The sequence below is a fragment of the Actinokineospora sp. PR83 genome (assembly GCF_021056305.1).
Classification (GTDB): domain Bacteria; phylum Actinomycetota; class Actinomycetes; order Mycobacteriales; family Pseudonocardiaceae; genus Actinokineospora; species Actinokineospora spheciospongiae.
The window spans coordinates 71742-93492 of the sequence record NZ_JAJCXD010000057.1; the positions used below are offsets into that span (position 1 = coordinate 71742).

Below are 21751 nucleotides of genomic sequence, written 5' to 3' on the forward strand. Positions count from 1 at the left end.
GCTACCCTCTGGCCGCTCCGGTGGCCGAGAACCCCACGCCGAATCGATTCCGTCGGCTGGGATTTCACCGCCACCGGCGAGACCTCCGTCACGCAATGGGCGGGCACAAACTGGGGCCGTGGATCGTTGACCAGCGGCACGACCCACATCCTGAACGACCGCAGGGGTGAACTAGATGGCGACCGACTACGACGCACCACGGCGCAGCGAGGCCGACGATCTCGCTGAGGACTCCCTCGAGGAGCTCAAGGCCCGGCGCAACGAGAACCAGTCCGGCGTCGTGGACGTGGACGAGACCGACACCGCGGAGAGCTTCGAACTCCCCGGCGCCGACCTCTCCGCGCTCTCCGGCGAGGACCTGACCGTCCGCGTCGTCCCCAAGCAGGCTGACGAGTTCACCTGCTCCAAGTGCTTCCTGGTCCACCACCGCAGCAGGCTGGCGGAGGACAACGGCGGCACCTTCGTCTGCCGCGACTGCGCCTGAGCCAGGCTCGGCGCCTGCCGAGAACCCGACTGCGGACGTCAGGAACAGCACGTCACCGGAGCCGGACACCCACCGCGGGGTGTCCGGCTCCGGTCTATGTCCGGGAGGTGTCTATGTCCGGGAGGTGGAGCGCAGCGCCGCGGCCACCCGCTCCGGGTGCCGGGTGCTGAACAACCAGTACGGCGTGGGGTCCTCCGGGTCGGTGACCCGCACCCGCACGACCGGGCCCACCCAGCCGCGGTGCACCACGAACGCCGCCGGGTCCAGGTGCGGCCCGAGCACCCGCCGCTTGTCCTTGGCCTCGACCACCTGCACCTCGCCCACGTGCTCCAGCGGCAGGTTCGCGTCGGCCACCAGCAGCTTCCCGTCGCGCACCGCCACCGGGGTGCGCCCGGCCCGCCAGAGCATCAGCACCGCCAGCGGCACGACCACCGCGTACGGCAGCCAGCTGCGCACGCCGGGGTGGCCCATGTGGATCTCCGCGGCGAGGATGCCCGCCGCCAGCAGTGGCAGCGGCCACCAGTACCAGGTGACGTGGAGCCGCTCGGCGTAGGAGGGGTCGACGCGCGTGGCGCCCGAGGAGTCCGTCACGACCTCAGGGTAGTCTCGCCGCTCGTGCCCAGCGTGGAGGTCCTCCCCATCCGGACCGATCCGGACGGGTCGACCGGCGGGCACGCGGTGCTCACCGGGCCAGGGAAGGGGTCGGAGGACTAGTGGGACTGTTCGGACGCCGCAAGGGCGACGCCGGGGGTCGCCGGGGATCGGCGGAGACCCCCGAGGACGACTTCGACCAGGACGACCTCGACGGGGACGGACCCGGCGCGGCGGGGCCCTACGACGAGTCCGACGCGCCCGAGGACGAGTTCGCCCGGCTCGACCTGGGCTCGGTCCGCATCCCGGTGCCCGAGGGCGCCCAGTTGCAGGTCGAGATGGACCCGGCGGGTCCGGTGCGCGCGGTGCACATCCTCACCCAGCTCGGCCAGCTCACCCTCAACGCCTACGCCGCCCCCAAGTCCGGCGGCCTGTGGAAAGAGGTCTGCGGCGAGCTGGCGGAGCAGCTACGCGCCGACGGCGCCAAGGTCCGCAGCGTGGTCGGCGACTGGGGCCAGGAGCTGGCCGCGACGGCGGGTGAGGTGCAACTGCGCTTCGTCGGCGTCGACGGCCCCCGGTGGATGCTGCGCGGTGTTGTCGCCGGTCCCCAGGAGCTGGCCGAGCACAGCGCGAGCGCGCTGCGCGAACTGGTCCGCAACACCGTGGTCGTGCGCGGCACGCAGCCGATGCCGGTGCGCACCCCGCTGCAGATCGACCTGCCGCAGGCGATCGTCGAGCACATCGCCGCCGCCCAGCAGGGCGAGCAGGGCTGAGGCCCCGCGGTCCCGGGTGGCCTCAGGCCGCCCGGGCCCGCAGCAGGCCCAGGACCGCGGCCCGGCCGAGCGCCGCGCGGTCCACCCCCACGACCTCCAGGCGCGTCGTGCACAGCGCGGCGTTGGGCAGCGCCCGTACCCACGCCCGCGCCACGTCGCTGGGGTGCACCGGGTCGTCCAGGCAGGTCGCCACCCCGGCGGGGACGTCGAGGGTCGCCAGTTGCTCCTCGGTCGGGGCGGCGCGGTCCGCCGCGGCGGCCAGGGAGTCGGCCAGGCCGTCGCCGTGGCCGGTCCAGGCGCGGGTCAGCTCGTCGGCCAACCACGCGTCGACCCCCGCCACCGCCGATCGCAGTGCGGCCTCCGTCCCGCGGGCCCGGACGTCCGCCGCGCCGTGGGCGGCGGTGGCGGCCCCCGGAGCGCCCTCCGCCGCGCCCGTCCAGCCCGGCAGGGCCAGCAGCAGCCCCGCGCACCGGTTCAGGTTGTCCACCGCCCACTCGGCCGCCACGTGGGCGCCCAGGGAGATCCCGCCGACGATCACCGGACCCCGCCGCGCGGCCTCGTCCAGGGCCGCCAGGTGAGCCGTGACCAGGTCCGGACCCGGCACCGGGGCGGGGGCCAGCAACCGCACCCCGACGGCCGCCAGGGCCTCGGTGAACACCTCCCGGACGAAGTGGTCGTCGGACCCCGTGCCGGGCAGCAGCACAGCCGTGTGACCGGCGTCGGACGGCTGGGTGACACTCAAGTTCCGATCCTTGTCCTCATGGGGCCGTAGCACGGTTACGCTGATTGTGCATGGATCGGTGTCGGGGCCGATCCCCACCACCGGGAGCGAGCACATGGGCACCACCACCAGGGGGGACGGGTACTGGCACCGTCTCGTCAAGAAGCTGACCACGGACGTGGACCAGCTCGACGCGGCCGACCTGTCCGTCAACGCCGAGGCCCAGGGCGCCCGGCGCGCGTGCGACTGCAGCTCCGGTGAAGAGGTGACCGTCTACGGCAGGCTCCGCAGCGTGGAGATGTGCCCGAGGGACGCGGCCGCCACGCTGGAGGCGGAGCTGTTCGACGGGACCGAGGGTGTGACATTAGTCTGGCTGGGACGGCGCCGGATCGCGGGCATCGAGCCCGGCCGCACCGTCAAGGCCAAGGGCAGGCTCGCGGTGCGCGACGGCCGCAAGGTGCTCTACAACCCGTACTACGAGCTGCAGACGGCTCCCTGACGAACACGAAACCGGTGACATGACGCAACCGGCCCCCGAGGTCAACACCGCGGCCGACAACCCCAAGAGCGACGACCCCGCAGCGGAGGACACCGCGGTGGACGCCGCGGCGGAGGAGGAGCGCCCACCGACGCTGCTGGAGCAGATGGGCGGCATCAGCGGCCTGATCTACTCCTCGGTGCCGGTCGTCGTGTTCGTCCTCGCCAATGCCTTCTTCGGCCTGACCGTCGGCATCTGGAGCTCGATCGGGGTGGCGGTGGCGATCACCGTGGCCCGGATCGTGCGCAAGGAGCCGCTGCAACCGGCCATCTCCGGCTTCTTCGGCGTGGCCATCGCGGCGTTCATCGCCTACCGCACCGGCTCGGCCAAGGGCTTCTTCCTGTTCGGCATCTGGACCAGCCTCGCCTACGGCGGGGTGTTCCTGGCCTCGGTGCTGGTCCGCTGGCCGCTGGTCGGGGTGATCTGGTCGACCCTGAACGGGCACGGCCAGGGCTGGCGCCAGGACAAGAAGTCCCGCACCGCCTACGACATCGCCACGCTGACCTTCGTGGCCGTGTTCGCGGCGCGCTACGTCGTGCAGAAGTGGCTCTACGACGAGGACGCCACCGGCTGGCTGGCCTTCGCCCGCCTGGCCATGGGCTACCCGCTGTTCGCGGTGGCCCTGGGCGTCACGGTGTGGGCCGTGCGCCGCGCGCAGGTGCGGCACAAGGAACTTGAGGTCGACGACGACAGCGACGCCGCGGTCGAGGCGCGCCTGCGGGAGAAGTACGCCGACCCGGCGTGACCCGCGCTCGACCCGTGAGGGAGGCCCCTGCCCGTTCGGCAGGGGCCTTTTCTCATGCGCACCTCAGGAACCTCCCGTAGCCTACGGTTACGTAACCGTAGGTACGTCGTCTTGGGGGGAAGACGCTCGTCGAGCGAGGAGCCCCGCCAGTGACAGCAACCCTCGAAGCGCCGCAGCGCGGCGCGAAGCCCATCCTCGGCCGCCGCCGCGGCGGTGCCGAGCAGGTCGGTGTCGTCCTGTTCGTCACCACCCCGCTGCTGGCCGTCGCCGCCGCCGTCCCGTTCGCCTGGGGCTGGGGCCTGGGCTGGTCCGACGTGGCCATCGGGGCGGTGTTCTTCGTCTTCACCGGCCTGGGCGTGACGGTCGGCTACCACCGCTTCTTCACCCACGGCGCGTTCAAGGCCACCCGCTGGCTCAAGGTCGTGCTGGCCCTCGCGGGCGGCATGTCGCTGCAGGGCTCGGTCACCGAGTGGGTCGCCGACCACCGCCGCCACCACGCCTTCTCCGACAAGGAGGGCGACCCGCACTCCCCGTGGCTGTTCGGCACCGGCCCGCTCGCCGTCGCCAAGGGCTTCTGGCACTCGCACATGGGCTGGCTGTTCGACCGCGACCGCACCAACGCCGAGCGCTTCGCCCCCGACCTGCTCGCCGACGCCGACCTGCGCCGCGTTGACCGGCTGTTCCCGGTGCTCACCGTCGTCAGCCTGCTGCTGCCCGCCGCGATCGGTGGCCTGGTCACCTGGTCCTGGCAGGGCGCGCTCACGGCCTTCTTCTGGGCGGGCATCATCCGCGTCGCCCTGCTGCACCACACCACCTGGTCGGTCAACTCCATCTGCCACATGATCGGCGAGCGCCCGTTCAAGTCCCGCGACCGCGCCGCCAACTTCTGGCCGATGGCCCTGATCAGCTTCGGCGAGTCCTGGCACAACTCCCACCACGCCGACCCCACCTCGGCCCGGCACGGCGTGCTGCGCGGCCAGTTGGACATCTCGGCGCGGCTGATCTGGTTCTTCGAGAAGCTCGGCTGGGCCTGGGACGTCCGCTGGCCCACCCCGGCCCGCATCGCCAAGCTCCGCGCCACCGCCTGACCCCGGTCGACTCGACGTCGGGGTGACCCCCGCTCGCGGCCGCGGAATCACCCGGTCCCGATGTCCGGCCCCCTGGGTGGAAGCATCCAGGGGGCCGGATTCGTTTCGCCGCCGATCCCGACGCGCGGTCGGCGGGTCCGGCAGGCAGACAGACGGATTCGTCCGAGAAGGGGCGGCTGAGATGAGCTACACCGCGACGGCGGTCCGAGAAGGCTGCTTCTGGGTCGTCGACGTGCCCGCCGTGGGACGCACACAGGGGCGCACCGCCGCCGAGGCGCGGGCCATGGCGGTGGACCTCATCGCCACCATGGCCGATGAGGACCCCGCGGGCATCGACCTGGCGATGCGGTTCGCGCCGGGAACGCCCAGCTCATCTGGGTGATTGCGGCTTGCGTGGCCGCCGCCGCACCTGCGCGTGGTCCCACTGCTGTCTCGTACGGGGCCACGCGCCACCGCCAGGCACCCCGGCCGCCTCAGTGGCTGAAGGCCCTGCGGATCTCGCCCTCGACGTCGGCTGAGGCGACGAACAGCAGTTCGTCCCCGGCCTCCAGCGGGTCGTCCGGTTGCGGCACGATCACCCGGCCGCCGCGCAGGATGGTGACCAGGGCGGCGTCCCGGGGCAGCTTCACGTCGCGGACCGGGCGCCCGGCCCACCGCGTGTCCGCGGGCAGGGTCATCTCCACCAGGTTCGCCTGGCCCTGGCGCAGGGTCAGCAACTGCACCAGCCCGCCGACGCTCACCGCCTCCTCGACCATCGCGGCCAGCACGCGCGGGGTCGACACCGCCACGTCCACGCCCCAGGCCGAGTTGAACAGCCACTCGTTGGCCGGGTGGTTGACCCTGGCCACCACCCGGCGCACGGCGAACACCGTCTTCGCCAGCAGCGACACCACGAGGTTGACCTTGTCGTCGCCGGTGGCGGCGATGACGCAGTCGCACAGTTGCAGGCCCGCGTCCTCCAGCGAGGCCAGCTCGCAGGCGTCGGCGAGGACCCACTCGGCCTGCTCGACGGTGTGCGGCTCGAACTGCTTGGCCTCGCGCTCGATCAGCATGACCTGGTGCTCGCCCGCGATCAGCTCGGCGGCGATGGACCGGCCCACGGCCCCGGCCCCGGCGATGGCGACCCGCATCAGTGCCCCTCCTCCGGTGCCTGCGCCGCCGCGGCGGTCACGTCGCTGACCGTGCCGGACAGCGTGGCGACGTACACCTGGTCGTCGGCCTGGATGACGGTCTTGGTCTGCGGGAGCACGGCGGTGCCGAACCGCATGATGAACGCCACCCTGGCGCCGGTGGTCTGCTGGAACTCGCGCACGGTGTGCCCGACCCAGCCCTCGTCGAGGGGGACCTGGAGCAGGGCGACCTTGCCCGTGGGGTCCCGCCAGGCCGAGCCGACGCCGTCGGGCAGCAGGGTGCGCAGCAGCCGGTCGGTGGTCCACGGCACGGTCGCCACCGTGGGGATGCCCAGCCGCTCGTACACCTCGGCGCGCTTGGGGTCGTAGATGCGGGCCACGACGTGCTCGACGCCGAAGGTCTCGCGGGCCACCCGGGCGGAGATGATGTTGGAGTTGTCGCCGCTGGAGACCGCCGCGAAGGCACCCGCCCGCTCGACCCCGGCCTCGATCAGCACCTGCCGGTCGAACCCGGGCCCCACCACCTGCTGGCCGTGGAAGTCCGAGCCCAGCCTGCGGAAGGCCTGCGCGTCCTTGTCGATGACGGCCACGGTGTGGTCCAGCCGCTCCAGGGCGGCGGCCATCGAGGCCCCCACCCGGCCGCAGCCCATGATCACCACGTGCACGACCATCCTCCTGTCGGAAAATCTGAAAACGGACACCGTCGCGGGTGACTGCGACGAACCTACCGGTGGCTGCTCCGAAACGGTGACGGGACCGCCTACGCTGTGCCCCCGTGTCCAAGTTCTCCACGGCGGCGAAACGTCTGGTGGTCGGCAGGCCGTTTCGCAGCGACCGGTTGGCCCACACGCTGCTGCCCAAGCGCATCGCCCTGCCGGTCTTCGCCTCCGACGCCATGTCGTCGGTCGCCTACGCCCCCGAAGAGATCTTCCTGGTCCTGTCCGTGGCGGGCCTGTCCGCCTACACCATGGCGCCCTGGGTGGGCGTCGTGGTGGTCGTCGTCATGCTGACGGTGGTGGCCAGCTACCGGCAGAACGTCCGCGCCTACCCCTCCGGCGGCGGCGACTACGAGGTCGCCACGGTGAACCTGGGCAAGCGGGCCGGGCTGACCGTGGCCAGCGCGCTGCTGGTCGACTACGTGCTGACCGTGGCGGTGTCGATCGCCTCGGCGATGGCCAACATCGGCTCGGCGATCCCGTTCGTGGCCAACCACAAGGTGGAGTTCGCCGTCATCGCCATCGTGGTGCTGACCGCGATCAACCTGCGCGGCATCCGGGAGTCCGGTGGTGCCTTCGCCGTGCCCACCTACGCCTTCATGGTCGGCATCATCCTGATGATCCTGTTCGGCCTGTTCCGCGGCCTGGTCCTCGGCGAGGACATGCCCGCCGAGAGCTCCGGCTTCCAGGTCGAGTCCGAGCACGGCGAGCTGGCCGGGCTGGCGCTGGTGTTCCTGGTCCTGCGCGCCTTCTCCTCCGGCTGCGCGGCGCTGACCGGTGTCGAGGCGATCAGCAACGGCGTGCCCGCCTTCCGCAAGCCCAAGTCCAAGAACGCGGCCACCACGCTGCTGCTGATGGGCGCGTTCGCCGTGGTCATGCTGATGGGCCTGATCGTGCTCGCCCAGCTCACCAACGTGCGCGTCGCCGAGGACCCCGCCCACCAGCTCGTCGGCGCCCCGCCCGGGTACGAGCAGAAGACGATGGTCGCCCAGATCGCCGAGGCGGTCTTCTCCGGCTTCCCGATCGGCTTCTTCTTCATCACCGTGGTCACCGCGCTGATCCTCGTGCTGGCCGCGAACACCGCGTTCAACGGCTTCCCGGTGCTCGGCTCGATCCTCGCCCAGGACCGCTACCTGCCCCGGCAACTGCACACCCGCGGCGACCGGCTGGCGTTCTCCAACGGCATCGTCGGCCTGGCGGGCTTCGCCATCGTGCTCGTCATCGCCTTCGACGCCGAGGTCACCAAGCTCATCCAGCTCTACATCGTCGGCGTGTTCGTGTCCTTCACCATGAGCCAGACCGGCATGATCCGGCACTGGAACCGCCACCTGGCCACCGAGACCGACCCGGCCGAGCGCCGCCGGATGCGCCGCTCGCAGTTGATCAACACCTTCGGGTTGGTGATGACCGGCTCGGTGCTGGTGGTCGTGCTGATCACCAAGTTCCTGCTCGGCGCCTGGATCGCCATCGTCGCCATGGTCGCGATCTACGTGCTGATGACCGGCATCCGCCGCCACTACGACCGGGTCGCCGACGAGCTGGCCACCGCCGAGGGCGAGCGCGTGTTCGTGCTGCCCTCGCGCATCCACTCCATCGTCCTGGTCTCCAAGCTGCACCTGCCCACCCGCCGCGCGCTGGCCTACGCCCGCGCGACCCGCCCGGACGTCCTGGAGGCGATCACCGTCAACGTCGACGACGTGGACACCAAACGACTGGTCTCGGCCTGGGAGAAGGAGGACTTCCCGGTGCCGCTGAAGGTCGTCGAGTCCCCCTACCGGGAGATCACCAAGCCGGTGCTGGACTACGTGAAGCGCATCCGCACCGACAACCCGCGCGACGTGGTCACCGTGTTCATCCCCGAGTACGTGGTCGGCCGCTGGTGGGAGCAGGTGCTGCACAACCAGAGCGCGCTGCGGCTCAAGAGCAGGCTGCTGTTCCAGCCGGGGGTGATGGTGACCAGCGTGCCGTGGCAGTTGGTGTCCTCGGAGAAGGTCACCGACCACGACGTGCTGGTGCCGGGTGCGGTGCGGCGCGGGTTCACCGCAACGGACAAGGAGCCCGGCAAGTGACCGACTGGACCGGACGTCGATTCGAGGTCGAGGTGGGCGCCGTCGCCCACGGCGGGCACTGCGTGGCCCGCGCCGAGGGCCGGGTGGTCTTCGTCCGCCACGCCCTCCCCGGTGAACGCGTGGTCGTCGCCATCACCGAGGACAGGGGCGGCTCCTTCTGCCGGGGCGACGCGGTGGAGGTCCTGGAGGCATCCCCGGAGCGGGTCGAGCCCCCCTGCCCGGTCGCCGTCCCCGGCGGCTGCGGCGGCTGCGACTGGCAGCACGCCTCGGCGGCCGAACAGCGCAGGCTCAAGGCGGTCGTGGTCGCCGAGCAACTGCACCGGCTCGCCGGGGTGGACCGCGAGGTCGAGGTGGAGGAACTGGCGGGCGGGCTCGCCCACTGGCGCACCCGCGTCCGCCTCGCCGTCGACCGCACCGGGCAGCTTGGCTTCCACGCCCACCGCAGCTCCCGGATCGTGCCGGTCGCCGACTGCGTCATCGCCGCCCCCGGCACCGTCGACGTCCTCGTCGGTCGCGAGTGGACACCCGGCGCCGAACTCGACGTGTCGGTCGACGCCACCGGGCGCACCCACGCCAGCGAACTGGTCCCGGACAAGGGCAGGCGGCGCAGCGGGAAACCGGTGCTGCGGTCCGAGCGCGTGCTCGGCTCGGCGGTCGCGGTCGAACAGGCCGCCCGCCGCGAGTGGGAACTCGACGCCCAGGGCTTCTGGCAGGTCCACCCGGACGCCGCCGACGTCCTGGCCGAGGCGGTGCAGCTGTGGTCCGCGGCCCGACCGGGGCAGGTCGCGTGGGACCTCTACGCCGGGGTCGGGCTGTTCGCCTCCGTCCTCGCCGGGCAGGTCGGTCCGGAAGGGACGGTCATCGCGGTCGAATCCGGCCGCCGGGCGGCGGAGGACGCGGCGGACAACCTCGCCGACCTGCCCTCGGTGCGGGTCTTCGCGGGCAAGGTCGAGCACGTCATCACCGACCCCGACCTGCCGGACCCGGACGTGGTCGTCCTGGACCCACCGCGCAAGGGCGCCGGGAAGGACGTCGTGACGGCGATCGCCGACCGCGCACCGTCCCGGGTGGTCTACGTGGCCTGCGACCCGGCAGCCCTGGCCCGGGACATCGCCCTGTTCGCCGATCGCGGCTACCGGCTGGCGGACCTGCGCGCGTTCGACACGTTCCCGATGACGCACCACGTGGAGTGCGTGGCGCTGCTGGAGAACTGAGGCGCGGGCGACCCGGCGGTCAGCGCTGCGGGCCCTGCGGCCGGGGTGGGGGGTTCCCGCCCCGGCCGGGGGCGGGCCGCAGCGGCGGCGCGGCGTGGCGCGGGCCGGGCGGGCGCTGGTCCTGACCGGTGGCGCCGGGGTACTGCTGGGCCGGGTCGCCTGCGGGGGTGCGGCCGGTGCCGCCGGGTTGGTGCGGGGCGGGATCGCCCGGTTGGTGCTGGCCTGTGGTGTTGAAGTGGCTCTGGGTGGTGTGGTCGGTGAGGTTTGGCCGGTGCTGGGCTGGGCCGCTTGCCGGGTTGTGGCTGAAGCTGCCGGGGCGGTGCCCGCCTGGCGTACCCGGCGGGGTGTGCCCCGTGGGGCCGGGGTGGGTCTGGGCTGGGCCACCCGGTGGGGTGTGGGGGTGGTTCTGCCCAGCGGTGCCGGGGTGGTGTCGGGCAGGGCCGGTCGGCGGGTTGTGGTCTGCGGTGCCGGGCTGGTGCTGCGGGGGGTTTCCCGGCCGGGGGTGGCTGCTCGCACCTGGTTGCCGGTGGGCGTTGCCCGGTGCGGTGCCTGGCTGGTGGGCGGGGTTGCCCGGCTGGTCGGGAGCGGGTGCGCCGGGCTGGTGTCGGGCCTGCGGGTTCGGGCCGGGGCGGTGGGTACCCGGGTACTGGGGCGCGGGGCCGCTTCCCGGTCGTGGGCCGCTTTCGGTGGGGTCGGGCGCCTGGTGTGGTGGGAGACCAGGGTGGTGTGGGCTGGTGTGGTGTTGCGGTCCGGTGGCCTGGCCGCCTGCGTGGCGGGGGCCGGTGGTCCGGCCGGGGTCGCCTTCCGGGGACGAGTCGTCCGGGTGCGTGTGCCTGCCGGGGTGCCCGGGTGCGGGGTTCTGGGCTGTGGTGCTCCGGTCGCCCGCGTGCTTCGGGCCGGTGTGGCCCGGGGTGGGCGGCTGGTGTCCCGCGGTCCCGGCGCTTGGCGCCGGGGTGCCGGGGTGGTGTGGTGCCGGGTTCTGGCCGGTGTGGCCGCTGGGGGCCTGCGGTCCCGTGGTGGCCGGGTGCGGTACCGGGGGAGCGCCGGTGCTGCTCGGTGCGGAGCCCTCCGGGACACCGGGGTGCTCCTGGGGGACGGCGTTCGGGCTGCCGGGGGCAGCGGCGTTCGGGTCTGCGGCGCCGGGTGCGGCGGGCTGGCCGGGGGCCGTCGAGACCGGGGGCTGCGGAGTGGGTGGGGTGGGCGGGGGAGGGGCGGGCGGGAGGCCCGCGCGGGCGCGCAGCCAGTCGGGGAGGTGGGCGTCGGTGCGGGGGTGGGCGCGGAGTTCGTCCTGGAAGCCGATCTGCGGCGGCACCCGGCGCCAGACCGGTTCGACGTCGGGTTCGAAGTCGCAGGTGAAGGCGCCGGGCGGTTCGATCTCGTAGACCGCGCGCAACCAGGTGCCCCGGCCCGGCTCGTACATGGCCTCGCGGATGCGGCCCAAGCCCTCGACCACCTCGAGCGGTGGGCGGATCGCCAGCGGCCTGCCGTCCGGCCCGGCGATCAGCACGTCCACCTCGATGTGCCTGCCCGCCGCCCGGTACTCGGCCCGGATCAGCGTCCAGCCGTCCCCGGCCGCGCGGACCAGTGCCCGACCGACCCGCTTGGTCAGCCGGGGCAGGTCGACCTCGTCCGGCGCGCTCATCCCCGTCCCCCCGGATCGTCCCCCCACGTGCCCGGCCGACCCTACCCGGTCGGTTCCGCCGCCAGTGTCGGGTTCGGACCGAAGGACAGGCCCAGTTCGAACGGGTGGCTGCCCCACGCGTCGATGGCGAACCCGGTCAGCGGTCCGGCCGCGCGCAGCGCCACGTCGGTGACCGGGGAGGCGAGCACCTGCCCCTTGGTGGACACCGGCTGCCGGTCCACCCAGATCGGTGCGCCCTCGGGTACCGGGGAGGCCTCGACCACGGAGAACGACTCGCCCTCCGGGCCCGGCCGCACCATGATCAGCACGCACGGGCGCAGCGGCACGTCCCAGCCACCGGTCTCCACCGCGAGGTATTCGCCCCGCTCGGCAGCGGCGCGCACGGTCTCCCCGAGCCACGAGTACAGCTCCGCCCGCGCCGTCGGGGTCGCCGCCGCGAACGCCTGCTCCTCGGTGGCCTCCCGCAGTTCGACGCTCTCGCCGATGATCCCGCCGTCGGAGTTGCGGTACCGGTCCATCAGCAGCATCGTCCGACTCGCCAGGTCGACCGCCGCCACCTCCCGGAACCGCCGCCTGTCGATCTCGGTCCGGGACACGGTGCCCCGCCCCAGCCGCGACAGCACCCGCCCGGGGTTGTCCAGCCGCCAGTGGCTCACCCGACCGTCGTGGTGCCACAGCGGCAGGTACCCGCCCACGGGCAGCCCCAGCGCCACGATCTCCAGCGAGCTGCCGACCCGGGCCGCGGGCCCGCTGACGACGTGCTCGACCCGCTCCGCCTCGGGCTCCCCGCCGCCGACCGCCGCCTGCTCGGAGTCGCCCACGGGGGAATCCGGCGCAGGTTCGGGTTCGCTGCGGCCGGACTGCGGTGCCGGGCCGGATTCACCGCCGCCGGTCGCCGGTGCTGGTTCGCTGCGGTCGGAACGCTGTGCCGCACCAGGTTCGTCGTCGCCGGACCCCGGTGCCGAATCGGGTTCGCCGCGGCCGGGACGCGGTGCCGCAGCAGGTTCATCGTCACCTGATCCCCGTGCCGGGCTGGGGTTGCTCCGGCTGGGCCGCGGAGCAGGGCCGGGTTCGTCGCCCGCGGACTTCGGTGCCGGAGCGGGTTCGCTCCGGGCAGCCTCCGCAGCCATGCTGGGTTCGCTCCCGCTGGACTCCGGTGCCAGGTCGGGCTCGCTCCGGTCGGACTCCTGAGCCGGGGCGGGCTCGTCGGTCACCAGGTTGTCCGTGGGGGCGGGCTCGTCGTTCGCCGGTGCCGGTGTGGGCGCGGGGCTCCCGGCTGTGGAGTTCGGTGTGGGTTCCTGCTCCGGGGCGGGCGGTGCCTCGGCCGGTTCTCGGTCTGTGGGCTCCGGGGCCGTGCTCGGGGAGGCGGCGGCCTGCTCAGTGGCGCCGGGTGCCGGGGTGCCCTCCACGGAGGTGCGGCGGGATTCGGCTCGGAAGCCGTTCCGGAATGGTGTGAGCGTTTCCCCCTGCACCGTGGGGAATTCGGTGTCCGGCGCGTGGCCGTTCGTGGCGGGTGCGTGCTCGGGGCCGGTGATCGGTGCCGAACCCTTGGCGGACAGGTGGCGCGGGGTGGGGCCGTCGGTGTTGTGCCCGTTGTGCCATTCCGGTCCTGCGGTCGGCTTGTTTGCGTCCCGCTTGGGTGCTTTGGCCCGCCGGTGGGTACCCCGGACCGGCGGCGTCGGCTTGTCCCGCTTGGGGTTCTCGGTCTCCTGGACCACGTGAACGTCGGTCGGTTCCGGCGACTGGACCGGGGCGGACGGCTCCTCCGTGCCCGCGTTCCGCGTCCGATCGGAGTCCCGGGGGCCCTCGGGCGCGTCAACGGCCTTGTCCTTGTCGGACCGGGACAGTCGCACGGGGCGCAGGATCCGCGTCGGCGACTGGTCTGCCTCGGGCTGGGTCTTCTCGGCCGGGGTCGAGCGCGCAGCCCCGGCGCGGGCGCCGGGCTTGGCGCTCCGCTCGGTGCCGGACGACGGGGTGGTGCCTTTGCCCTTGGTGCGGGCGGGCCGGTCCGTGGTGTCGCGGACCAGTTCCCCCTGCCGGGGGTGCCACGGCCGGTTGCGCCGGTCACTCGCCCGCGCGGACCGTGCGACGGGCGGCGCCTTCTCCGGTTGCTGGCTCTCGGGCTGCTGCTCCTCCGGCTCCGAGCCCGCCTGCTCACCGTCCCCACCCAGCACGTCACCGGTCGAGGTGGGGAACGCGATGCGCACCCCACCCGCTCGCCACGGGTGCCACGGCCGCGGGGGCCCGGCTTCCTCCGGAACAACCGGCTCTGGTTCGACCGGCGGCGCGGGCTCCGACTTCTTCTTCTGCGCGGGCGGCAACGCCAACGGGATCGTCGCCCGCTGCCGCACCGGCAACGGCGCCTGCTCCCCGGTCTTCAACACCAGTGGCGGCTTCCCCTCCACCACCGGTGCCCCCTCAACCGCAGGCTTCCCGCCTGTCGTCGGCTTCCCGCCTGTCGTCGGCTTCCCGCCTGTCGTCGGCTTCCCGCCTGTCGTCGGCTTCCCGCCTGTCGTCGGCTTCCCGCCTGTCGTCGGCTTCCCGCCTGTCGTCGGCTTCCCGCCTGACGGTGTGTCGCCCACCGCAGGCTTCCCAGCCGACGGTGACTTCCCGCTCGCCGGCGTCTTCCCGGTTGCTGACGTCCTCCTGCTCACCGGCGGCTTCCCACTCGGCGGTGACGTCCCGTCCGCGGGCGACTTCCCCCGCGGCAGGGACCTCCTGCCCGACAGCGGCGGCGACCCGGCCGAGGGTGCCAGGCCCGAGGGCGGTCCCCCGTCCGGCACCGGCTCCGCGAGCAGCGCCTCCTCGGCCAACTGGTGTGAATCCCCGAGCTGCACCACCGGCACCGGCTGCCCACCCGGTTGCAGCGCCCAACTGGGCCGCGTCACCGGCTGCTCGCCCACCTGCGGGCGGGCCTGCTTCGCCGAGGTGAAGAACGTGCCCACCTGGGTGGCCCGGATCGCGTTGCTGGTCGAGTTCGACTGCCCGGGGGCGCCGTCGGGGCCGGACGCGTCGGACCGGTCGCGCTTCTTGCCGATCGCCACGGCCAACCACTGCCGGAAACCCCGTTCCCGCTTGCGGTGCGCGGGCTGGCGGATCCCGAACCGCGTCTTGCCCTCGTCCTCCTCGCCCGCGTCCGGCCCGGGCTCCTCGACCACGGCGCCGGGGAAGGCCTTGCTGGGGGCGTCGGGGTCGTGGAACGGGTTGGGCAGGTTGGCCGCCAAGAACGGGTTCGGCTGACCGGGCCTGCTGACGCCATAGGGGTGCTGCTGCCCCGGCGCGCCGGGGTAGGCGGGCGTTTGCGTCGGGAAAACCGCCGCCGGGGCACTCGGCACCTGGTTCGGCGCAGCCTGGGCGGGGGTGCCCGGCGTGTGCGCCTGGCTCGGCGAAGCCTGCGCTTGGTCCGAGGGTGCCGGGGTGCCGGGCGCTTGCACCTGGTGCAGGGGTGCCTGCGGGGTGGCCTCTGGCGCCTGGGACAGGGGTTCCTGCGTCGCGATGCCCGGCGCAGGGGTTTGGTGCGAAGGTGGCTGCGCTGCGGTGGTGTGTTCTGTGACGCCTGGGGTTGCCGCTTGGTTCGGGGGTGCCTGCGCTGCGGCACCTGGAGCTTGTGCTTGGTTCGAGGGGGTTCGCGGTGGGGTGGTCTGCGCCGCGACTGAGACGCCTGGGGCCTGCGCTTGGTTCGGGGAGGCTTGCGCGGTGGTGCTCTGCGCCGGCATGCCCGGTGCCTGCGCCGTGGGCACCTGTGGTGTGGTGGCCTGCCCCGGGATGTCCGGCGCTTGGCTCGGGTAAGCCTGCGGGGATGTGGTCTGTGCTGGCGTGCCCGGTGCCTGCGGTGTGGTGGGAGTCGGGGTGCTCGGTGTCTGTGCTTGGTTCGGGGCGCCTTGGGCGGTTGGCGTGCCTGGTGCTTCCGCCTGGTTGGTGGCGGTCTGCGCCGTCGAGGTGGGGTCTGCGGTGGGCTGCTGGGGCGGGATCGCCTGCACGGGAGCACCTTGCGGCCCCACAGGCCGCATCCGCAGCGTCTGCTCGGAGGGCGATGCCTCGTGCCCAGCGGCTGCCTCGGCGGCCTCGCCTGCGGCTGCCTGCTGTGCGGCGGCTTCCTGCGCGGACGCTTCCCGGGCCGCGGCTTCCCTGGTGGCGGCTTCGCGCTCGGCCGCGCCCATGCTAGGGGCCACCAGGTCCGGGGTCCGGAACGGCTGCCACGGCAGTACCCGGCTCTCCCACTCCCGCGGGTTGATCCGGAACGGGCGCGGCGTGAAGTCCGGCCCGGTGTAGTCCTCGGCCGCTCCTGCGGCTGCTCCCTCCGCGGACCCGGGAGGAGCGGACTGCTCGGCTTCACCAGCGGCGGCGGCGAGTTCGGCCGCCGCCTCCGGGGTCGGTGCACTCACCGACATGTCTGCCAGCGGTTGCGCGGCGGTCGCTCCCGCCTCGGAGGGCGGTCCGGCGGGTACGGCCTGCTCGGTCGATCCCGCCGAAGCGGTTGGGCCTGCCTGCTGGGCCGCCGCTGCTGCCTGCTCGGCCCGGGTTGCTTGCGCGGCCGGGGTCGGGGGCGTCGTCTGGTCCGCTGCGGGTGGGCTCGCGACGGTCGTGGCTTCCGGTTCGGGCTTGCCTGCTGTGCGAGCCACCATGTTTGCCGGAGTGGCCGGAGTCGACGGGGTGGCGGGGAGGGCGGTGGCCGGGTCGGCAGGTGGGGTCGCGGGTGCGGGGGCTGCTGATGTGCTGGGTGCGTCGGCTGGTGCGGGCGGGGTTGCGTTGGCTTGCGCCACTCCGGTCGCCTGCGGTGCCGGTGCCGTGGATGGGGACGACGGCGGTGCGGTGGGGGTGCTTTCCGGGTGCGGGAGCCTGGGGATGACCGCCGTTGGCTGCGGCTCTGCGGTCGGTGGGTGCGGGGCGTGTCCGGCTGGTGCGGTCGTGGGTTGCGGGGACGGGGTGGGCTGGTGGGTGCCCGGTGCGTCAGCGTGCGGTCGGGTTTGCGCGGGCTGCTCGGCATCCGGCTGGACTTCGCTCGGTTGCGCGGGGCGGTCCGGTGCGGCTGCGGCGGCTGAGTGGCTCGTGGTGGGCTGCGTCCGGCTGTCCGGGGCCGTCTGCGCGGCGGCGCCTTCCGGAGCGGCGGTGGCCGGTGTGGGTGCCTCTGCGGGCTCCTGGGCGGACACGCGAAGCGCGATGGCCTCGGTCGGCTGGGCGGACGCCTGCGGGGTGCCGGACGGCAGGGCGCCCTCCACCACGGGCTTCGCCGGGTCGGACGCCACGGCTGGAGCCGCCTGCGTCGCCGGGTCCGGCTCGACGGCCGCAGTGGCGTGCGATGCCGGAGCAGGCTCGGCGGTTGGAATGGCGTCGGTGGCTGAGGCCTGCCCGGTGGTTGGGATGGCATCGGTGGCCGGGACCGGCCTGGTGGTTGGAACGGGGTCCTTCGCCGGGTTCGGCTCAGTGGCCGGGGTGGCGTTCGAGGCCGGGGCAGGCTCAGTGGCTGGGGTGGAGGCCGCTGCCGGGGCTGGCTCAGTGGCCGGGGCGGCAGGCGTCGCCGGGGCCGGTTCGATGGCTGGGGCGGCGGGCGTCGCCGGGGCCGGTTCGGTGGCTGGAGTGCCGTGTGTCGCCCGGGCAGGCTCGGTGGCCGAGGCGCCGTGTACCGCCGGGGGCGGTTCGGTGGCCGGAGCGGTGTGGGTCGTCGGGTCCGGCTTGGCGGCTGGAGCGGCTTCTGGCGCTGGAGTGGGCTCAGCGGTTGAGGTGGTGCGCGTTGCTGAGGCGAGTGTGGCAGGTGTGGCTGTGTGCGGTGCCGCGTTCGCTTCGACCGTCTGGGCAGGCGCGGCAGGCGCGGCAGGCGCGGCAGGTGCGGCAGGTGCGGCAGGTGCGGCGGGTGCCGCCGTTGCCGCCGTTGCCGCCGTTGCCGGTGCCGCGTTCGCCTCGGGTTCCTGGGTGGGCGGCGCGGGTGTGGTTGCTGCCCGTGTCGAGTCGTGCTCGGCGGGTGGGAGCGCCTGGGTCGGCTGGGGTTCCGTGGTCGCGGGTGGTGCTGGTTCGGGGCTGGCGGCCGGGGCCGACCGCCCGGCCGCCTGCTGTCTGGCCGTTGGCTGCTCAGCCGCGGGCGATGCGGTGGTGGGCCGGTCGGTGTGGGGCCCGGTTTTTGTGGAGAGCGGACCTGCCGCCGGTGGGGTGTGCCCGGGTCCGGGGGATTTCTGCTGCTCAGGGATGCCGGTGGCGAGTTCCTTGGTGGCACCCTCGGGGATGGGGCGGGGATCGCCACCTTGCGTAATCGGGTCACTCGTTGTGGTTGTCCCCGGCGGGGTGATCTGGGGGCGGTTCGTCACCGGGTGGAAGGGGGTCAGGCGGGCGAAGCCGGGGTGCACCCTGGCCGTCGCGACCGTGTGGCGCGCCCAGGACCGGATGCGGGTCAGCGGGTGGTCGGGGAACTGCGGGTCCCACTGGGCGTCGTCGGCGAAACTGGTGGTGACCTGGGGGAGGTCGGGGGTGTACGGGTGCCGGACGGTGAGCGGGTGGTCGCCGATGAGGCGGGCGACCGCCAGTTCCCGGGCGTCCCCCTCGGCACCGGTGACCGACTGGAGCTTGAGGACCGCGCTGCACTGCGCCTTGGGCAGGATGAAGCTGCCGATGTACACCGTCTCGCCCGCGCGGGACGGGTGCGGGATGCGCACGATCTGGAACAGCGCCGGGGACGTGTCGATCAACAGGGCCCACGCCTCGACGAGCGTTCCGCCCTCTGCCGCGCAGGTCAGGGCCATCGCGCGGCGGAGCGCGGGGAGGTCCTCCAGCGGGGCGGGCAGGTCCGGCACCAGGTCGAAGTAGCTGAGCACGACGAGGTCGTCTGACCCGCCGACCTGCCAGGTCGACTGGTCGACCTGGCGGAGGCCGGTGGTGTCGAACGCGATGGGCACTTGAAGAGGATAGGCAGAACGGGTGACGAAGCTGTGTGGATCGGGGTATGTGGGCCACGCCTCGCCGAGCCCCGCCGCCGGACACTCGTATGCTGGATCGAGCCGGCGGGATGGCGGGCCTGCGAATCGACGACAGGACGAGGTGACGACAGGGTGACCCTGCTCGAGTCCGTTAACGGACCGGCTGATCTGCGACGCATGTCCCACGAGGAACTCGACCGGCTGAGCGTGGAGATCCGCTCCTTCCTGGTCGACAAGGTGACCAGGACCGGTGGTCACCTCGGCCCCAACCTCGGTGTCGTCGAACTCACCATCGCCCTGCACCGGGTGTTCGACTCGCCCGCCGACCCGATCGTCTTCGACGTCGGCCACCAAGGCTACGTGCACAAGGTCCTCACCGGCCGCCGCGAGGCGTTCGACGACCTGCGCAAGCAGGACGGCGTGTCCGGGTACCCGTGCCGGGCCGAGAGCGACCACGACCACGTCGAGAACAGCCACGCCTCGACCGCGCTGTCCTACGCCGACGGACTGGCCAAGGCCTACCAGTTGCGCGGCGAGCGGCGCAGCGTCGTCGCCGTCGTCGGGGACGGGGCGTTGACCGGGGGCATGTGCTGGGAGGCGTTGAACAACATCGCCGCGGGCACCGACCGGTCGGTCGTCATCGTTGTCAACGACAACGGCCGCTCCTACTCCCCGACCATCGGCGGTCTGGCCGACCACCTGGCCACGCTGCGGTTGCGCCCCGGCTACGAGCGCGCGCTGGAGGGCGGCAAGCGGGTCTTGCAGGGCACCCCCGTCGTCGGCAAGCCGCTCTACACCGCGTTGCACGCCGCCAAGCGCGGCATCAAGGACGTGCTGAGCCCGCAGGCGATGTTCGAGGACCTCGGCCTGAAGTACCTGGGCCCGGTCGACGGGCACGACTTCGAGTCGCTGGAGGGCGCGCTGCGCCGGGCCAAGGACTTCGGCGGGCCGGTGATCGTGCACGCGGTGACCCGCAAGGGCAACGGCTACCCGCTGGCCGAGAACGACGTGCTCGACCAGATGCACCAGACCGACCCGATCGACCCGGTGACCGGCAAGCCGCGCACCTCCAAGGGCACGGTGTGGACCTCGGTGTTCGCCGACGAGCTGGCCGCGATCGGCGCCGAGCGCGAGGACGTGGTGGCGATCACCGCCGCCATGCTGCGCTCGACCGGGCTGGCGCCGTTCGCCGAGCGGTTCCCCGAGCGCGTGTTCGACGTGGGCATCGCCGAGCAGCACGCGATCACCTCCGCCGCGGGCATGGCGATGGCCGGGCTGCACCCGGTGGTGGCGATCTACTCCACGTTCCTCAACCGCGCCTTCGACCAGATGCTGATGGACGTGGCCCTGCACAGGCAGCCCGTCACGGTCGTGCTGGACCGGGCGGGCATCACCGGCCCGGACGGCGCCAGCCACCACGGCATGTGGGACCTGTCGATCCTCGGTGTCATCCCGGGCATCCACATCGCCGCCCCGCGCGACGCGGCGACCCTGCGCGAGGAGCTGCGCGAGGCGGTGGCCATCGACGACGGGCCGTCGGTGCTGCGCTTCCCGAAGGCGACCGTGGGCGCGGACATCGCCTCGGTCGAGCGGATCGGCACGGTCGACGTGCTGCGCAGGCCCGCCGCGGGCGAGTCGGCGGACGTCCTGCTGGTCACCGTGGGCTCGTTCGCCGAGCTGGGGTTGGCGGCGGCGGAGCGGTTGTCGGCGCAGGGCATCGGTGTGACCGTGGCCGACCCGCGCTGGGTGGCCCCGGTGCCTACCGAGCTGGCCGAGCTGGCCGCGGACCACCGCTTGGTGATCACGGTGGAGGACAGCGGTCGCCACGGCGGGTTCGGCTGGGCGCTGGCCGCCCTGCTGCGCGACCACGACGTGGACGTCCCGCTGCGCGACCTGGGCATCCCCAACGAGTTCCACGCCCACGGCACCCGAGACGAGGTCCTGGTCCGCTTGGGCCTCACCGCCCAGGACGTCGCCCGCCGGGTCACCGGCTGGGCGTCGCACCTGCTGGGGCGCGACCACGTCGAGGCGAAGGTCTCCGACACGGCCTGACCCGTGGTCGGGTGCGGTCCCCCCCCCGGGGCCGCACCCTGGTGGCCCTGTTTCGCAGGACCCGGCGTAGGGCATGTTGTACCCATGAACGAGACGATCGAACATGGAATCGATCCCGCGCTGGTCGAAGCTCTCCTGGCGGCTGCGGCGCACCCCACCGAGCCCGCGGGTGCGCTGAGCACGGTGCTGCACCTGGCCACCGCCGCGGGGCGCACCCCGGCGGGCCTGCGCGCGAGCGTCCAGGCGGCGCACGACACGGCGACCGGGGAACGGGCCCGCCAAGCCCTCCACGCCTCCCTCGGCGGCCTGACCGGCCCGGTGCTCGCACCGCGCCCCTACCTCTGACCTCGATCCGGCGGAGGTGCCCTCCCGACCGGGCGGGCACCTCCGCCGCGCCGGGGGCTCAGCGGAGGGGGCGGGTGCTCCCGTAGGACTTGGCGCTCACCTGGGCCTCGTACTCGGCGCGCTGGGCCCGGTCGAGGGTCCGCGGGACGCCCAGCGACGACGCCCGCCAGTACAGCTCGCAGCCCCACTCCAGCAGCAGCGTCCGGTGCAGCGCGGACTCCAGGTCCGGGCCGTGCGCGATGCCGCCGTGGTTGGCCATCAGCGCGGCCGTGCCGTTCTCCAGCGCGTCCAGCACCGCCTCGGCCAGCTCCGGGGTGCCGAAGGTGCGGTACGGCGCCACCGGCACGGTCCCGCCCAGCTCCACCAACTGGTAGTGCACGCACGGCAGCTCGTCGAGCACCAGGGACATCGCGGTGGCCATCGGCGCGTGCGTGTGCACCACCGCGCCCGCCCGGTAGCGGCGGTAGATCCCCAGGTGCAGGTCCAGTTCCGAGGTCGGCGCGAGCGCCCCGTCGACCGGGTGGCCGTCCGGGTCGACCACGGTGACCTGCTCGGCCCGCAGCTCGGCCAGGCGGGCCCCGGTGGGGGTGATGGCGATGAGGTCGCCCTGGCGGGCGCTGACGTTGCCCGCCGTGCCCAGCACCAGCCCCTCGGTGGCGAGCCGACGGGAGGAGGAGGCCACCTGTTCGCGCAACGCCCGCAGCACCATGGGGTCGATCATGCCCAATCGGGACGCCC

Annotated in this window: 18 protein-coding genes; 11 read left to right on the plus strand and 7 right to left on the minus strand. The window is 73.5% G+C overall.

Annotated elements, in window-relative coordinates; translation table 11 throughout:
• Nucleotides 1-175 precede the first annotated feature (175 nt).
• Nucleotides 176-484 carry a DUF4193 domain-containing protein gene (locus tag L6E12_RS20055; RefSeq protein WP_035283018.1) on the plus strand — a complete coding sequence of 103 codons (309 nt, stop codon included), beginning with the start codon at nt 176-178 and terminating at the stop codon, nt 482-484.
• A gap of 111 nt (nt 485-595) precedes the next feature.
• On the opposite strand, the gene L6E12_RS20060 is transcribed toward L6E12_RS20055, so the two are convergent.
• Complete coding sequence (locus L6E12_RS20060; protein WP_236229457.1) at nt 596-1075, minus strand: DUF3093 domain-containing protein; 480 nt, start codon at nt 1073-1075, stop codon at nt 596-598.
• Nucleotides 1076-1197: 122 nt separating this feature from the next.
• Between L6E12_RS20060 and L6E12_RS20065 the strand changes: the two genes are divergently transcribed.
• On the plus strand, nt 1198-1848 hold the full coding sequence (locus tag L6E12_RS20065) for a DUF3710 domain-containing protein (RefSeq protein WP_236229458.1): 651 nt from the start codon (nt 1198-1200) through the stop codon (nt 1846-1848).
• Between the two features lie 22 nt (nt 1849-1870).
• Here L6E12_RS20065 and L6E12_RS20070 read toward each other — a convergent pair whose 3' ends face one another.
• Nucleotides 1871-2590: an alpha/beta fold hydrolase gene (locus tag L6E12_RS20070; protein WP_236229459.1), complete on the minus strand. Its 720-nt coding sequence runs from the start codon at nt 2588-2590 to the stop codon at nt 1871-1873.
• A 94-nt stretch (nt 2591-2684) separates the two neighbouring features.
• Between L6E12_RS20070 and L6E12_RS20075 the strand changes: the two genes are divergently transcribed.
• The 4 genes from L6E12_RS20075 to L6E12_RS20090 all read left to right on the plus strand — a co-directional run bounded on the left by L6E12_RS20075 (nt 2685) and on the right by L6E12_RS20090 (nt 5322).
• Entirely contained in the window at nt 2685-3068 is a 384-nt protein-coding gene (locus L6E12_RS20075; protein WP_236229490.1) for an OB-fold nucleic acid binding domain-containing protein, read from the plus strand.
• Nucleotides 3069-3087: 19 nt separating this feature from the next.
• The gene (locus L6E12_RS20080; protein WP_374201914.1) at nt 3088-3852 is read left to right on the plus strand and encodes a DUF3159 domain-containing protein; all 765 of its coding nucleotides are present in this window, start codon (nt 3088-3090) and stop codon (nt 3850-3852) included.
• A 149-nt stretch (nt 3853-4001) separates the two neighbouring features.
• Nucleotides 4002-4940, plus strand: a complete 939-nt coding sequence (locus L6E12_RS20085; RefSeq protein WP_236229460.1) for an acyl-CoA desaturase — start codon at nt 4002-4004, stop codon at nt 4938-4940.
• Between the two features lie 181 nt (nt 4941-5121).
• Nucleotides 5122-5322: a hypothetical protein gene (locus L6E12_RS20090; protein WP_236229461.1), complete on the plus strand. Its 201-nt coding sequence runs from the start codon at nt 5122-5124 to the stop codon at nt 5320-5322.
• A 91-nt stretch (nt 5323-5413) separates the two neighbouring features.
• Here L6E12_RS20090 and L6E12_RS20095 read toward each other — a convergent pair whose 3' ends face one another.
• Both L6E12_RS20095 and L6E12_RS20100 read right to left on the minus strand, forming a co-directional pair.
• Nucleotides 5414-6070 (minus strand): TrkA family potassium uptake protein, encoded by a 657-nt coding sequence (locus L6E12_RS20095; protein ID WP_236229462.1) that lies wholly within the window; start codon nt 6068-6070, stop codon nt 5414-5416.
• Nucleotides 6070-6735 (minus strand): TrkA family potassium uptake protein, encoded by a 666-nt coding sequence (locus tag L6E12_RS20100; protein ID WP_236229463.1) that lies wholly within the window; start codon nt 6733-6735, stop codon nt 6070-6072. Before L6E12_RS20100 ends, L6E12_RS20095 begins: the two co-directional genes overlap by 1 nt.
• A 110-nt stretch (nt 6736-6845) precedes the next feature.
• Between L6E12_RS20100 and L6E12_RS20105 the strand changes: the two genes are divergently transcribed.
• A complete protein-coding gene (locus L6E12_RS20105) occupies nt 6846-8855 on the plus strand; it encodes an APC family permease (protein ID WP_236229464.1) in 2010 nt (669 codons plus the stop codon).
• Nucleotides 8852-10069 (plus strand): class I SAM-dependent RNA methyltransferase, encoded by a 1218-nt coding sequence (locus tag L6E12_RS20110; RefSeq protein WP_236229465.1) that lies wholly within the window; start codon nt 8852-8854, stop codon nt 10067-10069. The genes L6E12_RS20105 and L6E12_RS20110 overlap by 4 nt, the downstream gene beginning before the upstream one ends.
• 19 nt (nt 10070-10088) lie before the next feature.
• Here the strand turns inward: L6E12_RS20110 and L6E12_RS20115 are convergent, their stop codons facing one another.
• Nucleotides 10089-11711 (minus strand): hypothetical protein, encoded by a 1623-nt coding sequence (locus L6E12_RS20115; protein WP_236229466.1) that lies wholly within the window; start codon nt 11709-11711, stop codon nt 10089-10091.
• 41 nt (nt 11712-11752) lie between these two features.
• Entirely contained in the window at nt 11753-15046 is a 3294-nt protein-coding gene (locus L6E12_RS35135; protein ID WP_304523899.1) for a hypothetical protein, read from the minus strand.
• 3132 nt (nt 15047-18178) lie between these two features.
• Between L6E12_RS35135 and L6E12_RS20125 the strand changes: the two genes are divergently transcribed.
• The 3 genes from L6E12_RS20125 (at nt 18179) to L6E12_RS20135 (ending at nt 21013) form a co-directional block, all read left to right on the plus strand.
• Nucleotides 18179-18529 (plus strand): hypothetical protein, encoded by a 351-nt coding sequence (locus L6E12_RS20125; RefSeq protein ID WP_236229467.1) that lies wholly within the window; start codon nt 18179-18181, stop codon nt 18527-18529.
• A gap of 219 nt (nt 18530-18748) precedes the next feature.
• A complete protein-coding gene (gene dxs / locus L6E12_RS20130; RefSeq protein WP_236229468.1) occupies nt 18749-20668 on the plus strand; it encodes a 1-deoxy-D-xylulose-5-phosphate synthase in 1920 nt (639 codons plus the stop codon).
• An 84-nt stretch (nt 20669-20752) separates the two neighbouring features.
• The gene (locus tag L6E12_RS20135; RefSeq protein WP_236229469.1) at nt 20753-21013 is read left to right on the plus strand and encodes a hypothetical protein; all 261 of its coding nucleotides are present in this window, start codon (nt 20753-20755) and stop codon (nt 21011-21013) included.
• Nucleotides 21014-21071: 58 nt separating this feature from the next.
• Here L6E12_RS20135 and L6E12_RS20140 read toward each other — a convergent pair whose 3' ends face one another.
• Nucleotides 21072-21734 (minus strand): class II aldolase/adducin family protein, encoded by a 663-nt coding sequence (locus L6E12_RS20140; protein WP_236229470.1) that lies wholly within the window; start codon nt 21732-21734, stop codon nt 21072-21074.
• Nucleotides 21735-21751 lie beyond the last annotated feature (17 nt).